Origin of the sequence: Atopostipes suicloacalis DSM 15692 (assembly GCF_900129085.1) — a bacterium.
GTDB classification, from domain to species: Bacteria; Bacillota; Bacilli; order Lactobacillales; family Carnobacteriaceae_A; genus Atopostipes; species Atopostipes suicloacalis.
In genome coordinates this window covers 52,575-67,317 of the sequence record NZ_FQUF01000004.1, presented here as the reverse complement: position 1 = coordinate 67,317, position 14,743 = coordinate 52,575, and the positions used below count along the sequence as shown (strand labels likewise).

The window sequence follows — 14,743 nt, the reverse complement described above, 5'->3', positions numbered from 1 at the left end:
GCTATCGACTTAAATTTCTTGAACATTCTCTTTTTCATAATTTTCTACAACTTTATCATATGCACCTGGATCAACATTTTCTAATTTCTCACGAACCAAACGTAGTGCGGTGTCAAAATCGTAGTCCTCTGTAAAGAGAGATTCACTGTAACGGATTGTCTCCAAAATTCCTTTATGAGAATCTTTATAACGATACAAACGTTGTGAGGTACGTTCAAGTAATTCCACTTGTCGCACGACCTCTTTTGTCATTTCTTCAAGCTGTGCTACATCTTCTTGGCACATTTTATGAATCTTACGAATCTCAATTAATTGAATTTTTGAACGAGACAATTCTTCGGATAAACTTTCAATTCGATTAGATGTGGAAAAGAAAAGTTCTAGATAATCTTTTGGTAGACCCGGCAAGCGTTCATTTTCTAAATATCGCTTCATTTCATACATACTTTGTTCCATATCTAGCATATCATCTTTAATGTCTAATTCTTCTTGACGATAATTTTCTAAATATTTTGAAACTTTGTTATGTTCATCATTCAAGTTTTCTAACTGATTAAATGTAGCTTCTAATGCATCATATACAATTGAATAAGGAACCGACTGTTCTACCAAATGCTCATTGAATTTATCAAAATCTGCTCTACATTCTTTCACTTGACTCTCTAATCGTGCAAGAATGGAAGGTTCATTATGGATTAAAACGTAACTTTGTGAAAGGCGATTAATCGCATGATTTAAGCGCCGGTTTTCATCTTGTAAATAATAAATTCCCCGTTTCGTATCTTCCGCTAGATTATGAACAAGAGGTTTCGTTGCTATTTCCTTCTCCATCTTTTCATACAAATCATCAATATTATCTGCTAAAGTGTCTATTGCTTCACTGGCTTTTTCTAACTTTAAGTCTCGAATATAAGTATAGATCGTTTGTTGATCTTCTTTTAGGGTTTCGATATCATCTAAGATTGTATCTTCTGGGAATAAATACCCATGATCAATCAACTCCTCGTAACCTTCTCGTAAATCAAGAAGCTGCTTTCCATAATCTTCATCAACTTTTTCAAGTAAAGGTGGAATGGCATCCATTTGTTCTTCAGTTTCCTGAATATTTTTGCGTAAATTTTCTACTATTTTATTGGCTTCCTCATGATCACCAGAAACTGTAAATTCAGAAAAATTAGTGAAATCATTCTCCATTTTACTCAATTTTTGTTCAAAACTTTCTGAAGCAGGTCCAAAGGAAAAACTATAGGCAAGCAAAGATTTACGTACTTCATGGTAACGTTTCTTGATTTGATCAATTTTTTCTAGGTTGGCTTGTTCACGTTCAATTAACCCAACTAAAGCTTCTTTTAAATCTTGGATATCTGCATTAATTTCTTGAATAGCTGCTTTAGCTGCATCTTGGCTTTTTTTAGATTCAGGTAGTCTATAACGATCTGTCGCTTGTTCCGCGTCGAATAAATGATTTTCTAATTTAGGATATTTAATTGACTCTATATCCTGCCATTTTTTTTCAAGATTCTTGCGCACTTCATAAGATTGACCCGTAATATTTAGCTCAGAAACCTCTTCTAGCTCTTCATAAGGTGCTTTTTTCAACACATCATTTTTTTCTTGATCTAATTCATTTATTTGGCTGTAATAATTATTCCGAACAAAATATGTAATCATAGCCGTTACAACGACCAATACAATCAGTATAATCAATGTAATCTGTAATGGACTCATATCGTTTCCCCCAAGCATCTATTTAATTCACTCTATTTTTTGATTAAGTAAGTCATCTTTTACCTGAAAACACATGATATTCTTTGTGTATTTCATATCAACACTAGTATATCAAAAATATGTAAGATATGTTATCCTTGCCCACAAATTTATTCAGAACTTTCATTTATTTTACAATGTTTTTTCATTTCATCTAAAAAAAAGCACATTTTTCATTTTTTGGTTTCTCACAAAGTATGTTAAACTATTTAAAATATTATTTTCAACTATAGGAGTAGAGGCATGGAAAATAAAACAAGCGAAAAACTAATTTTACAACATATTGAAGGACTAGTGAAAGATGAGCCGAATTGGATTGCTAATCTGAGTAATGCGTCCGCCCTTTTGAATGAAACACTTGACCAAATTAATTGGGTTGGATTTTATTTGTGGGACGAAGAGGATGAAGAGCTAGTTCTCGGTCCCTTTCAAGGACGTGTAGCTTGTATTCGAATTGCTTCTGGAAAGGGCGTCTGTGGTACGGCCTTTGAGCAAGAAAAAACAATTGTTGTTCCTGATGTCACTGAATTCCCTGGTCATATTTTTTGTGACACTGCTAGTCAATCTGAAATTGTGGTGCCATTAATTAGAGATGGAAAAGCGATTGGTGTATTAGATGTAGATGCGCCCATTAAAAACCGATTTGGTGCTGTTGAAAAAGAATTGTTAGAAAAATTCGTAGACATATTTTTAAAATATACTAACTAATTATCGAAGTACCTATCCAGTTTAAAAAAATCAAGGACTCGCAAATTTCCAATTAAAAAAGACTGAGAATATCCTCAGTCTTTTTTATATTATTTATCCGAATTAACGGTTATAGTACTCAACAATGTATGCTTCTTGAATTTCAGCTGGCATTTCTTCACGTTCTGGTAAACGTGTTAATTTACCTTCTAATTTATCTTCGTCAAATTCTAAATAATCTGGACGACCATATAATGATTCGACTGATTCTTGAATCACTGTTAAGTTTCTTGATTTTTCACGAACACCAATAACTTGTCCCACTTTAACTGTATAAGATGGAATGTTTAGACGTTTACCATCTACTGTAATATGACCGTGGTTAACTAACTGACGAGCTTGTGCACGTGTTGTTGCATAACCTAAACGATAAACTAAGTTATCTAAACGTTGTTCCAATAAAATCATAAAGTTTGTACCGTGCTCACCTTCACGAATTTTCCCAGCTTGTTGGAATAAGTTAAAGAATTGACGTTCATTCATTCCATATAGATAACGTAATTTTTGTTTTTCTTTTAATTGTAGTCCATATTCTGATAAGTTTTCACGACTTGTAGGTCCATGTTGACCTGGTGCGTAAGGACGACGTTGTAATTCTTTTCCTGTTCCAGATAAAGAAATACCTAAACGACGTGATTTTTTCCATGTTGATCCTGTAAATCTTGACATTTTATTTCCTCCATTATTTTTAAATTGGAGTAAAATAACGAAACGAGTGGAAGCTCAATAATCCGTGCATTTTCTTTTAATTTTCACCGAATTGCAGCCGCTGGTTACTCATTCACCTAAGTGGTAAGAAAATGTTGACGAGGTTATCACTTCTTGCTGCATTATTTTACACAACGACTATTGTATCTTACCCATAAGTGAAAGTCAAAGTTTTATACAGTATTTAGCAGAAAAGAATTTTACTAAATTAACTAGTAGAATTCTTCTGTTTAAATCATTTGACTGATTTATAGGATAGTATTAAGGAAGTCCATTCCCTGCTGCCATATAAAGAGCATACCAATCTTTACGAGATATCTGAATATTAGAAGCTTTTGCAATTTGTTCGATCCGATTTAAATTCATACTTCCAATAATCACTTGCATGTCTGCAGGATGTCGTAAAATCCAGGCCGAACTAATCCCCGTTGGCGTTGTCTCATATTTATCGGCCAACTCTTTCAGTAAGGTATTTAACTCTGGGAAAAGATCATTATCAATAAATACACCTGTATCCCCTGGTCCCTGATAAGGAGACCACGCTTGAATGGTCATTTTATGGATACGAGAATATTCTAAAATCCCGCCATCATGATCTATACTTGCTTTTTCATTCCGGTTTGCATGTATTCCTTGATCTACCATTCCTGTATGGAGTAAGCCAAATTGTAATTGGTTAGCTTGTAAAGGCTGGTTGACTGCTGTTTTTAATAGTTCAACATGCCCAGGAGTAAAGTTACTTACTCCAAAATGGCGAACTTTTCCTTCTCTTTCAAGCTTATTAAATGCTTCAGCAACCTCTTCAGGTTCCATTAGGGTATCAGGACGGTGTAAGAGTAAAGAATCTAAATAATCCATCTTCAAACGCTGTAAACTTCCTTCAACGGCTTGTACAATATGTTCCTTAGAAAAATCGTACATTTCCCCTGGAACAATTCCACATTTCGATTGAATAAAAATATCTTCTCGTTTGACGACACTCTTTTCTAAGGCATCTGCAAATATCGTTTCACTCTGTCCTTGCCCGTAAATATCCGCATGATCAAAAAAATCAATTTGATTTTCATAAGCTGTATTAAGAACTTCCACAGGATTATCTGCTGTTTGAATTCGCATAAGTCCTAATCCAACTGCAGCAACTTTTTCATTACTTGTACCAAAACGAACTTTCTTCATAATAAACCTACTCTCATAATATGTAATCGCTTAACACTTATTATACTTCAAATTTGTTTTTTCGCAAAAAATATCACATTTATAAATATGTAACCTTTCTTGCAACAGATATCTCTTAAATACTTTTATTTTTATGTGTAATGATTAAAATTAGGATGGAAAGAAATGAGACTTTTAACCATAAACAGAAAAAAGTTTGCCTTTTTAGATGCTACCATTTTATCTTGACCAATTTTTTGTGTTAAAATAATCAAAAGCGAGGCAAAAATCGCAATCTCCAGCATATTTATATTGCTGGAGGAGTTATACATTAATTTAATAGGAAAAATTCCTATTAAATTAAATAGTCACACAGGAGGAAAATTATTATGATAATTGGCGTACCTAAAGAGATAAAACCAAACGAAAACCGAGTAGCGGCTACCCCAGCGGATATTGGTGATTTAATCCATGCCGGACATGAAGTACTCGTCGAAAAAAATGCTGGTCTAGGTTCAGGATTCACAGATGATGAATATGAAACTGTTGGTGCTCAAATTTTAGAAGACCCTGCAGAAGTTTGGAAAGCTAAAATGGTCGTGAAAGTAAAAGAACCTATGGAAGAAGAATATAAATATTTCTATGATGGTTTGATTCTCTTCACTTATTTACATTTAGCAAATGACAAAAAATTAACGGATGCATTGGTAGAAAATAATGTAGCTGCACTTGGATATGAAACTATCTCAGTCAACGGTACATTACCATTATTAAAACCAATGAGTGAAGTAGCTGGTCGCTTTGCTGTTCAAGCAGGTGCACAGTTCTTACAACACCGATATGGTGGATCTGGTGTTTTACTCGGAGGAATTCCAGGAGTTGAACGCGGAAAAGTTGTCATTATTGGTGGTGGAGTTGTTGGTGTGAACGCTGCTAAAATGGCTTTAGGTCTTGGTGCTCGAGTAACTATATTAGATGTGGACCAAGAACAGTTAGGTAGAATTGATGACATTTTTGGCCAACAAATTGATACACTAATGTCAAATTCATACAATATTGGACAAGTTGTAAAAGATGCAGACGTTGTAATTGGTTCTGTATTAATCGCTGGTGCCAAAGCTCCTATCTTAGTTACTGAAGAAATGGTTAAATCTATGCGTCCTGGTTCCGTTGTAGTAGACGTTGCGGTTGACCAAGGTGGAAACTTTGAAACAACCGAACATGCAACCACACACGATGATCCAATTTACAAAAGACATGATGTTATCCATTATGCAGTAGCAAATATCCCAGGTGCCGTACCACGTACTGCAACCATTGGTCTTACAAACGTTACAATGAGATATATTGCAGAAGTTGCAAATAAAGGTTTAGAAAAAGCATTCTTAGGCAACCGTTCAATTATGCGCGGTATAAATGTCTACAAAGGTTTAGTCACGAACAAAGGTGTCGCACAAGCCTTAGACTACAAATATACAAATATGTACGACTTAATTCGTGGTTAATAGAAATTTAAATTTCTATATGTAAATCAAAAACCCCCTGCTATTAGAGGTATTTCTCTAATAGCAGGGGTCTTTTTTTATTTTCTACTGATGATTCTTTTTCTCTAGCTCCTTTATCACAGCTAATACTAACTCGGCTGATCGCTGACCAGCTAGAACAACAAATTCGTCGAAATTCACAGTTGCTTCTTCATCCGCTGAATCGGAAACGGCTCGAATTACTGCACATGGAATATCAAATTGGTAGCATATTTGAGCAACTGCTGTCCCTTCCATCTCTGTCACTAAAGCTTCTGGAAAATGATGTTTCAATTTGGTAATTTCTGCTTTACTAGAGATAAAGGAATCCCCAGATAAAATTAATCCACTTTGGAAAGACCACTCTTGAGTAGCAACTACTTTTTCAATCATTTCTCGAAGAGAATCATCCGCATGGTACTGTTTTGGCATCTGAGGAATTTGTCCAAAGATGTAACCAAACCCACGATTGTCTGCATCATTGTATGTGAGGTCTTTTGAGATCACTAAATCCCCAATTGATAAACCTTCAAACAGACCGCCGGCAGACCCCGTGTTTATCACTACCTCTACATTAAATGTTTGAATTAATAAGGTCGTAGCCAAGCTGGCATTTACTTTTCCAATACCTGACTGAACGATGGTGACAGGGGTATTGTGAATTTTTCCATCATAAAAAGTTTGCTTAGCTATTTTTGTGATCGTTACATCTGTAATTTCTTCAGCCAAGCGTTTGATTTCTTCTTCCATCGCTACTAAAATTCCAATTTTCAATTGCTCACTCCTTGTAATATAGAATTAATAAAATAAGATAATAATCCAAGTTATGATTAATGATAAGAGAACGATCGCAATTAAGGCAGTTAAAACACGTTCTGTTCGACGATAACGTCCCATAACTTCTGTTCGTTTACGTTTTGTTTTGCCTTGGCGATTAAGTTTAAATTCTTCAATTCGGTCTTTAATACTCATTTTAACATTTTCTTTTCGTTCTATTCGTTTTTGGTCCCGTTCATATCTTTTTCTTTCCATTCTTGACATTTCTTTATCCTCTACCTTTATTAAATCTATTTAAATTTATTCGTTCGCTTCTTGAGCTTCCTTGTTCCGTTTCATTTGCCAGTAAAATAAAGCAAATACTGTTTTGGCATCACATAGCTCAGCTTTTGAATAAGCATCCATAGCCTCATCAAAATCTAAAGCAACGACTTCAATAAATTCATCATCATCTTGTTCTCGAGCGTTTTCTACATTTTCGATTCCTTGAGCTTCATAAATTTCTAAAAATTCATCGGTATAGCCAGGTGTGCTATAAAAAGAGGTTACAAAACGCCAATCTTTTGCACGTAAACCTGTTTCTTCTTCAAATTCTCTCTGAGCAGTGGTCATCCCATCACGATCTTCTTCATCACGTAATCCTGCTGGTAATTCTAATGTTGTTTTTCCAATAGATACTCGATATTGGCGAACTAAAATCATTTTTTGGTCCTCTGTAAAAGCAATAACTGCTGCTGCGCCATTATGAAGAACCACTTCACGTTTGGCTTCTCTTCCATCTGGTAAAATAACATCCAATAATTGGTAGGTGGTTATATTGCCTTCATGTATCGTATCTCTTTTTACAATTTTTTCTTCGAATTTCATTTTATCCGCCCTCTCTCTTATTTTATTTATTATAACATTTATTTATTACAGTTCATGATTTAAATATAAAATCGTGCTAAAGTCTGAGCAACCTCGCTTATATTTATGGTAGAATTATAATGAAAATAAAGAAAGGATGTCGCATAATATGAATAAGAAAACATCCAACAATCTTGTTATGTTGTTATTAGCATTATTTACGGTTGTGTTTGTTGTCTTTTTGTTAGGAGCCTTTAATGTAAATCGTACACCTTCTATTATCATTGGAATTTTTGTAGGTTTTGGTTTATATTCTAGATATATGGGGGAACAAAAACCTGAGAGAAAAACCAAGAAAGATCTACAGCCTGTTTCAAAAGAAAGAGAAAAGTTTTATTTATCAAAAGGTCTTTCTGAAGAAGATATTGCATTTTTTAGAGAAACAATGAACAATGCAAAAGAACAAATTCTTCAAATTGAAAAAAATATTAATCATGCTGGAAAATTAAAAGCTATAGCAAATCGAAATAATACGTTGAATTTGATTAAAGTATTATTTAAGGATATAGTCAATGAACCAGATCGATTACATGAAGTGGATCAATTTTTATATGTTCACTTACCTAGTTTGGCTGAATTAACAAGCAAATACGTACAAATTAATCAACATCAGGCCAAGAGCAAACAAACTTTTGATGTTTTAGAGAAATCAGCACAAACAATTGATGAAATGTGTCGACAAATTTCAGAAGATTATGTAAGTTTTCGTTCAACGGATATTAGTGACTTAGCGGATGAAGTTGAGCTAGCAAATAGTCGTATCCATCGTGAAGGTTCTAATATAGAAGATGATGAAATCTAATAAATTTGGAAAGGGTAATAATATATGCCGGAAAAAGAGCGTAATGAAGAAGAATTAAAAAGCGAAACCAATGAGACGTCAGATACAGATTCTATGGCTTCGATTGACGATTTATTAGAAAATCCATTTGATACACCTCAATCAATGCCTGAATTAGACATTCAAAAACAAGAATCTACAAAAGAAAAAAGCCAAGCCGGAAAAACGTTTGAACACCTACCTGCTGAGCAGCAAGAGCAAGCTCGTCAATTAGCTGAGCAAATTGATATTACAGATACGGATTCAGTTTTAAACTATGGATCAGCTGCACAGCAAAAGATTGGTGATTTTTCTAATAACGTATTGAATCATGTTCAAAACCAAGAAACAGGAGCTATTGGAAGTTCAATCAATGACTTAATGTTTCAATTAGAGGAATCTAATCCCGATGAACTGGTTCAAGAAAATCAAAACTTTATCCAAAAAATGTTTAAACGTGCGAAACGTTCAATTTATGAAACAACTGCCAAATACCAAAAAATTGGTGCTCAAGTCGATAAAATTGCTTTACAGTTAGATAAACAAAAAAGCATGTTACTTGATGACAATAAAATGTTAACTCAACTTTATGATCAAAATTTAGATTATTATAAAGCTTTAAATATTTATATCGCAGCGGGAGAGTTGCGTATTGAAGAGCTGGAAAATGAAATTATTCCCAATGCTCTAAAAGAGGCAGAAGAAACGCCCGATCAAATGTTGGTTCAAAAAGTTAATGATTTAAACCAATACTTGAATCGCTTAGATAAACGAGTCCATGATTTGCGTATAACTCGTCAAATCACGTTACAACAAGCTCCACAAATCCGTTTAATTCAAAATACAAATCAAGCACTTGCGGAGCGAATTCAAACGTCTATTAATACAGCGATTCCTTTATGGAAAAACCAAATCGTCATTTCTCTTACACTTTTACGTAAGCAAGATGCGGTTGCTGCTCAACGTCGTGTTTCTGATGCAACGAATGAAATGCTACAAAAAAATTCAGAAATGCTCAAACAATCGTCTGTGGATACTGCTAGAGAAACAGAGCGTGCCGTTGTAGATATTGAGACGTTACAAAAAACACAAACAGACTTAATAGATACCCTTCAAGAAACGCTATCTATTCAACAAGAAGGTTCGCAAAAACGCCGTGAAGCTGAACAACAACTGGTTGTTATGGAAGATCAATTACGGGATCAACTATTAGAAGTGACCCAGCAAGCACAACCTAAAAAAGATAGTAACAACTTTTAATTTTTAAGCGATAGACTTATGATTTTAAATAAAGCTTCCTAAATAGTAACGCAAGTTGCTGTTTAGGAAGTTTTTTTGTTGAAATAAGGGATTGAAAATTGAGGGAATACTCCATCTCGTTTGAACGAACATTACAAAATAGATGAGAGAGTTCTCTATCTTGGAAATGTTCTGTGAAAATTCACTTAGCAAATTTCATCTTTTTAAATTAATTTTATAGATGAAAAAAGTCCTACCTATTTCTAGATAAGACTTTTTACAATATCTTTTATTCAATTTACTATATTTTTTCTTATTCAGCTTCTTCTAATAGTTCTGGATAATGTTCTTTAACGATTCCGTGACAACGGTGGCAAAGAACTCCTTTACCTTCTACTTCAATTAACTCTTCCGTCGTAATACGACAACGATCGCAAACTCCACCAGGCATGTGTTCCACTTTAATTGCCATCGTATCAAATTCAAGAAGTGAATCATCTTTTTCTGGTTTATCCGCTAAAGGCAAGATATTCAGTTCAGAAGCTACTAAAATTTGTCGTAAATCTGCGTTTAAAGAATCCAATAACTCTTTTACCCCATCCGTTACATAAAGGGTTAGTTTTGCTTCGAAATCTTTACCAATCACTTTATTTTCACGAGCAACTTCATTCGCCTTTAAAATATTATCTCGCAGGTCCATAAACTGAGTCCATTTATCTAGAACCTCTTCACGATTTTCATAATGCTCAATTCCTGGCATTTCGCTTAATTGAGCATAATCTTCTTCTTCATCCAAAAAGGCCCATAATTCTTCAGCAGTATGTGGAATAATTGGTGTAAGGACTTTTGTTAATTTCACTAGTGCTTCATAAAAGACGGTTTGAATAGCACGTCGGTCATAAGCATCCGGTGCATCAATATATAAGATATCTTTGGCGACATTCATATAGAAGTTTGATAAATCAACCGTACAGAAATGGTTAATTTCTTTGAAAATTTCATTAAATTTATAATTCTCATACGCATTTGAAATCTTTTCAACCGTTTCATCTAGTCGATTCAATAGATACTGATCAATTGTACGTAACTCATCATAAGCTATTCCATTTTCTTCTTTATTGAAGTCTTCAGTATTTTGAACCATAAACCGTAAAGTATTTCGGATCTTACGATAAACCTCTGAAACTTGTTGAATAATCTCCATGCTTACACGTACATCTGACTGAGAATCTGCACTTAATACCCAAAGACGCACAATATCTGCACCTAATTGGTCCATTACTTTATTTGGATCAATCGTATTCCCGAGAGATTTACTCATCTTTCGACCATCACCATCTAAAACAAATCCTTGGGAAAGAACTGCTTTGTATGGAGCTACCCCATTCACCGCCACACTCGTTGTTAAACTCGAGTTAAACCATCCACGATATTGATCAGACCCTTCCAAGTATAAGTCTGCCGGAAATTCTAAGCCATCATAATGACGTAATACGGCTTCATGAGAAGAACCAGAGTCAAACCAAACATCCATGATATCTGTTTCTTTTGTAAATTCACCATTTGGACTTCCAGGATGTGTAAAGTTTTCTGGTAATAAATCTTTGGCTTCTCGCTCAAACCAAACATTTGATCCATGTTCTTCAAATAATTCCGCAACATGCTCAATCGTTTCAGGTGTAATAATAGATTCCCCATTTTCCGCATAGAAAATTGGTAACGGCACTCCCCAATCGCGTTGTCGAGAAATGACCCAGTCCCCGCGATCACGGATCATATTGTGAATTCTTTCTTCACCCCATGGGAGCAACCAATCGACTTTTTCAATTTCATCTAAAATATTTTGACGGAAATCACTAATGGATGCAAACCATTGAGGCGTTGCTCGGAATATTACCGGTTTTTTAGTACGCCAATCATGTGGGTAACTATGTGTAATAAATGACATATCTAGTAGTAGACCTTTATCTTCTAGCCAGCCTGTAATTATTTTATTAGCATCATCATAGAAAACACCTTCTAACCCAGGAGCCTCATCTGTAAAGTGACCTTGGTCGTCGACTGGAGACAAAATATCTAATTTATATTTTTGACCGACAATAAAGTCATCATCCCCATGACCAGGAGCCGTATGAACTAAACCTGTACCTTCTTCAAAAGTTACATGGTCCCCTAATATTAGTAAGGATTCTCGGTCATAAAACGGATGATGTGCCGTTGCATATTCTAAATCTTTTCCATTAAATTCTTTTAAGACCTTAACATCTTCCCAACCTAATGCTTCAGAAACTTTATCTAATAACTCAGCCGCTACAATATACTTTTCGTCTCCCACAAGAACTTCATTATAAATACCAGATTTATGAACTGCAATGGCCATATTTGAAGGGAGTGTCCAAGGAGTTGTTGTCCAGATAACAAATTTAGCATCTTCTGAAACAACGCCCTTTCCATCTTTTACAGGAAATGCAACAAAAATACTAGGGCCACGTACATCATGATATTCAATTTCAGCTTCTGCTAAAGTAGATTCACTAGACGGAGACCAATATACAGGTTTTTTTCCTCGATAAATGTAATCTTTTTCCGCCATTTTTCCAAAAACACGAATTTGAGCGGCTTCATAATTTGGTTGTAAAGTAATATAAGGATGATCCCACTCACCAGTAACTCCCAAACGTTTGAAACCAGTTTTTTGTAATTCAATTTGTTCTAGAGCAAATTCTTCACATAAACGTCGGAATTCTGCAATAGACATGGATTTACGATCCACGCCTTTATTGGTTAGAGCTTGCTCAATAGGTAAACCATGGGTATCCCATCCCGGCACGTAAGGAGCATCATAGCCATTCATTGAACGGTGACGAACAATGAAATCTTTTGATACTTTATTTAATGCGTGTCCAATATGAATCGGTCCATTTGCAAATGGTGGGCCATCATGCAAAATATATTTTGGTTTTCCTTCATTCAGTTGTCTTCTTTTTTCATAAAGACCTTCTTCTTCCCATTCTTTTTGTCGTTTTGGTTCTTTATTAGCAAGACCCGCACGCATGGGAAAATCTGTTTTCAATAGATTTAACGTATCTTTGATTTCCAAAATTTTCAACTCCTATTTTAATTCCTTTTTACTAAACGCTCATTTATACCTTATAAAAATAAAAAAGATCTCATCCGAAAAGGACGAAATCTCGTGGTACCACCTTTTTGAAACAAAATAAACACTTTGTTTCACTCAAAGTCTCTTTAATGCAGAGTTACACGACTAGCTACTAAGTTTCACTAATCTTTTCAATGGATGATAATATATTAAGGATTGATCAACTCACACCAACCGTTGACTCTCTGTTCGACATTACTGTCTCCAATACTCTTAATATATTGCGTTCCAACGTTATATGTTATTAATATTTAAAATCTAATTATTCTTGTGCAGAATCTGGTAATTCTACTGCGGGCATAGAGCCTTCTTCATAATCGTCTTCTGAACTTTCATTATTATATACGTCATCTTCTTCATTTGCAACTGTATCGACTAAATTGTCTTCTGTGTCAACTTCTGTTGCTTCTTCAGTTGAAAATGACTCATCCAAATCTTCTATTTGCTCAGATGTTTCTTCTTCATCGATATCTATTTTTTCTTCTAGTTCTTTTTCAACTTCTGTAATCATCTCAGTATCAGGATATTCAATTGGTTTTCCAACTAAAAGATTATCCCAATCTTCTTTAGTCAAAAGTTCAAGTTGCGTTTCGATAAGAAGTTGTAATCTTTGTCTGAAGACACGACTTTGTTTTCTTAAAGCTTCCGTTTCATCTTCAATTTTTCGTGCTTTTAATACGGCTTCTTGTAATAAAGCATCCGCATTATCGTCTGCTTCTTTATGTATTGAATCAGCATATTCATCCGCTTTTTTATTGGTTTCTGTCGCATACTCGTCGGCTTCTGCGCGGATATTCTCTGCATATTTTTCAGCTTCTAGCTTAATAACTTCGATTTCACGCTCTGTATTTTCTTTTAGACGATCCGCTGCATCCTGAGCTACAAGAATTGATTTATTTAAGGATTCTTGCATTTCTTCGTAATTCGACAATTTTTTATTCAAAATTTCAAGCTCATCATTAACTTCTTTATTTTGACGAATTAATAATTCGTAATCACGAATGACCTGATCAAGAAATTCATTAACCTCATCTTGATCGTAACCACGCATACGCGTATCAAATTCCTTGTTATGTATCTCTAACGGTGTTAATGGCATATAAATCCCCTCTTCCAATAAATAATAATTCTACTTTTAAACTCTTTATGTGTTTCGATCAATAACCTCTATTTTTAATACAAGATTATCTTTACGAGTGATCCCTTGTTGTGTTCCAATCTTTACTCGACCAAATCCACGTATTGAAAGAATATCGTATTCTTCCACGTCAATATCTGGTCTTTCAACTTCTACCCAATTTAGTTTAACTTTTTGATCTTTTATTAACGTTTTTGCTCGATTACGAGACACATTTAATGCCCGTGCTAAAATAACATCTATACGTAATGAAGAAACGACAATTTCTTCTGACTCCCACTTATCCATTTTTTGAACAAGGTTTTCGATAGAATTTTCTTCTAAATGAACATTTACACGCCCTACATGGTTCACATTCATTAAGATAAAATCTTTCATTCCTTCATCAGCGAAAAATTGCCAGCGTTCTCCATCCGTTAGAATATCTCCTAAATTCCCTCTAGAAATTCCTATCCCTAATACAGTTCCCATGATTTGCCCATGAGATAATTCAGCAAATTTTGTAGGGTAGTTAATTTCAAACAGAGTAATTTCAAAATCATTCGAAGTTGGTTCATAATAGGGCGGATAAATTAAAATTCGTTGTTGTTCCGCCCCTTCATACCCACCGAATGATTGGTGATAAATCGTATCGTATTGCCCAATAATAGATTCAACAATAAATAGTTGTCTTGGATTCAAAAAATTCGTTAAATACGGGGCATATTGATTTTCGACTTGTAAAATCCAGTCAATGACTTGATCAATAAAAGACTGTTCATCTTCACGAAAGTGTTGATAGATATTCATCATGTTTTTTTACT

The 14,743-nt window shown here is 34.5% G+C and carries 13 protein-coding genes; 4 read left to right on the top strand and 9 right to left on the bottom strand.

Features of this window, described 5'->3' with window-relative positions; genetic code table 11:
- Positions 1-9: 9 nt before the first annotated feature.
- A complete protein-coding gene (locus BUB96_RS01630; RefSeq protein WP_073295296.1) occupies positions 10-1,728 on the bottom strand; it encodes a septation ring formation regulator EzrA in 1,719 nt (572 codons plus the stop codon).
- Between the two features lie 282 nt (positions 1,729-2,010).
- On the opposite strand from BUB96_RS01630, the gene BUB96_RS01625 reads away from it, so the two are divergent.
- Positions 2,011-2,475 (top strand): GAF domain-containing protein, encoded by a 465-nt coding sequence (locus tag BUB96_RS01625; RefSeq protein ID WP_073295293.1) that lies wholly within the window; start codon positions 2,011-2,013, stop codon positions 2,473-2,475.
- A gap of 102 nt (positions 2,476-2,577) precedes the next feature.
- Here BUB96_RS01625 and rpsD read toward each other — a convergent pair whose 3' ends face one another.
- Together rpsD and BUB96_RS01615 are read right to left on the bottom strand one after the other, a co-directional pair.
- On the bottom strand, positions 2,578-3,183 hold the full coding sequence (rpsD, locus tag BUB96_RS01620; RefSeq protein WP_073295289.1) for a 30S ribosomal protein S4: 606 nt from the start codon (positions 3,181-3,183) through the stop codon (positions 2,578-2,580).
- Between the two features lie 300 nt (positions 3,184-3,483).
- The gene (locus BUB96_RS01615) at positions 3,484-4,398 is read right to left on the bottom strand and encodes an aldo/keto reductase (protein ID WP_073295285.1); all 915 of its coding nucleotides are present in this window, start codon (positions 4,396-4,398) and stop codon (positions 3,484-3,486) included.
- A 368-nt stretch (positions 4,399-4,766) separates the two neighbouring features.
- On the opposite strand from BUB96_RS01615, the gene ald reads away from it, so the two are divergent.
- Positions 4,767-5,882: an alanine dehydrogenase gene (gene ald, locus BUB96_RS01610; RefSeq protein ID WP_073295281.1), complete on the top strand. Its 1,116-nt coding sequence runs from the start codon at positions 4,767-4,769 to the stop codon at positions 5,880-5,882.
- A gap of 84 nt (positions 5,883-5,966) precedes the next feature.
- On the opposite strand, the gene BUB96_RS01605 is transcribed toward ald, so the two are convergent.
- Genes BUB96_RS01605 through BUB96_RS01595 form a run of 3 tightly spaced genes read right to left on the bottom strand, consistent with a single transcriptional unit; the run spans position 5,967 to position 7,544 of the window.
- Complete coding sequence (locus BUB96_RS01605; RefSeq protein WP_073295278.1) at positions 5,967-6,674, bottom strand: 5'-methylthioadenosine/adenosylhomocysteine nucleosidase; 708 nt, start codon at positions 6,672-6,674, stop codon at positions 5,967-5,969.
- A gap of 24 nt (positions 6,675-6,698) precedes the next feature.
- Positions 6,699-6,941 carry a hypothetical protein gene (locus BUB96_RS01600; RefSeq protein WP_073295274.1) on the bottom strand — a complete coding sequence of 81 codons (243 nt, stop codon included), beginning with the start codon at positions 6,939-6,941 and terminating at the stop codon, positions 6,699-6,701.
- 36 nt (positions 6,942-6,977) lie between these two features.
- Positions 6,978-7,544 (bottom strand): NUDIX hydrolase, encoded by a 567-nt coding sequence (locus BUB96_RS01595; RefSeq protein WP_073295270.1) that lies wholly within the window; start codon positions 7,542-7,544, stop codon positions 6,978-6,980.
- Between the two features lie 148 nt (positions 7,545-7,692).
- Here BUB96_RS01595 and BUB96_RS01590 point away from each other — a divergent pair, with 148 nt between their 5' ends.
- Positions 7,693-8,385, top strand: a complete 693-nt coding sequence (locus BUB96_RS01590) for a 5-bromo-4-chloroindolyl phosphate hydrolysis family protein (RefSeq protein ID WP_143274250.1) — start codon at positions 7,693-7,695, stop codon at positions 8,383-8,385.
- 24 nt (positions 8,386-8,409) lie between these two features.
- On the top strand, positions 8,410-9,663 hold the full coding sequence (locus BUB96_RS01585) for a toxic anion resistance protein (protein WP_234945770.1): 1,254 nt from the start codon (positions 8,410-8,412) through the stop codon (positions 9,661-9,663).
- A gap of 292 nt (positions 9,664-9,955) precedes the next feature.
- Here the strand turns inward: BUB96_RS01585 and ileS are convergent, their stop codons facing one another.
- From ileS to BUB96_RS01570, 3 genes are all read right to left on the bottom strand, one after another.
- Positions 9,956-12,742, bottom strand: coding sequence for an isoleucine--tRNA ligase (ileS, locus tag BUB96_RS01580; protein ID WP_073295262.1), 2,787 nt, complete (start codon positions 12,740-12,742; stop codon positions 9,956-9,958).
- A gap of 322 nt (positions 12,743-13,064) precedes the next feature.
- The gene (locus tag BUB96_RS01575; RefSeq protein WP_073295259.1) at positions 13,065-13,901 is read right to left on the bottom strand and encodes a DivIVA domain-containing protein; all 837 of its coding nucleotides are present in this window, start codon (positions 13,899-13,901) and stop codon (positions 13,065-13,067) included.
- Positions 13,902-13,946: 45 nt separating this feature from the next.
- Entirely contained in the window at positions 13,947-14,732 is a 786-nt protein-coding gene (locus tag BUB96_RS01570; protein ID WP_073295256.1) for a YlmH family RNA-binding protein, read from the bottom strand.
- Between the last annotated feature and the right edge of the window lie 11 nt (positions 14,733-14,743).

What these genes read in the sequence shown, in the direction of transcription:
- BUB96_RS01630 (WP_073295296.1), bottom strand. Translation starts at nt 1,728, where the DNA reads ATGAGTCCATTACAGATTACATTGATTATACTGATTGTATTGGTCGTT.
- BUB96_RS01625 (WP_073295293.1), top strand. Translation starts at nt 2,011, where the DNA reads ATGGAAAATAAAACAAGCGAAAAACTAATTTTACAACATATTGAAGGA.
- rpsD (WP_073295289.1), bottom strand. Translation starts at nt 3,183, where the DNA reads ATGTCAAGATTTACAGGATCAACATGGAAAAAATCACGTCGTTTAGGT.
- BUB96_RS01615 (WP_073295285.1), bottom strand. Translation starts at nt 4,398, where the DNA reads ATGAAGAAAGTTCGTTTTGGTACAAGTAATGAAAAAGTTGCTGCAGTT.
- ald (WP_073295281.1), top strand. Translation starts at nt 4,767, where the DNA reads ATGATAATTGGCGTACCTAAAGAGATAAAACCAAACGAAAACCGAGTA.
- BUB96_RS01600 (WP_073295274.1), bottom strand. Translation starts at nt 6,941, where the DNA reads ATGTCAAGAATGGAAAGAAAAAGATATGAACGGGACCAAAAACGAATA.
- BUB96_RS01595 (WP_073295270.1), bottom strand. Translation starts at nt 7,544, where the DNA reads ATGAAATTCGAAGAAAAAATTGTAAAAAGAGATACGATACATGAAGGC.
- BUB96_RS01590 (WP_143274250.1), top strand. Translation starts at nt 7,693, where the DNA reads ATGAATAAGAAAACATCCAACAATCTTGTTATGTTGTTATTAGCATTA.
- BUB96_RS01585 (WP_234945770.1), top strand. Translation starts at nt 8,410, where the DNA reads ATGCCGGAAAAAGAGCGTAATGAAGAAGAATTAAAAAGCGAAACCAAT.
- BUB96_RS01575 (WP_073295259.1), bottom strand. Translation starts at nt 13,901, where the DNA reads ATGCCATTAACACCGTTAGAGATACATAACAAGGAATTTGATACGCGT.
- BUB96_RS01570 (WP_073295256.1), bottom strand. Translation starts at nt 14,732, where the DNA reads ATGATGAATATCTATCAACACTTTCGTGAAGATGAACAGTCTTTTATT.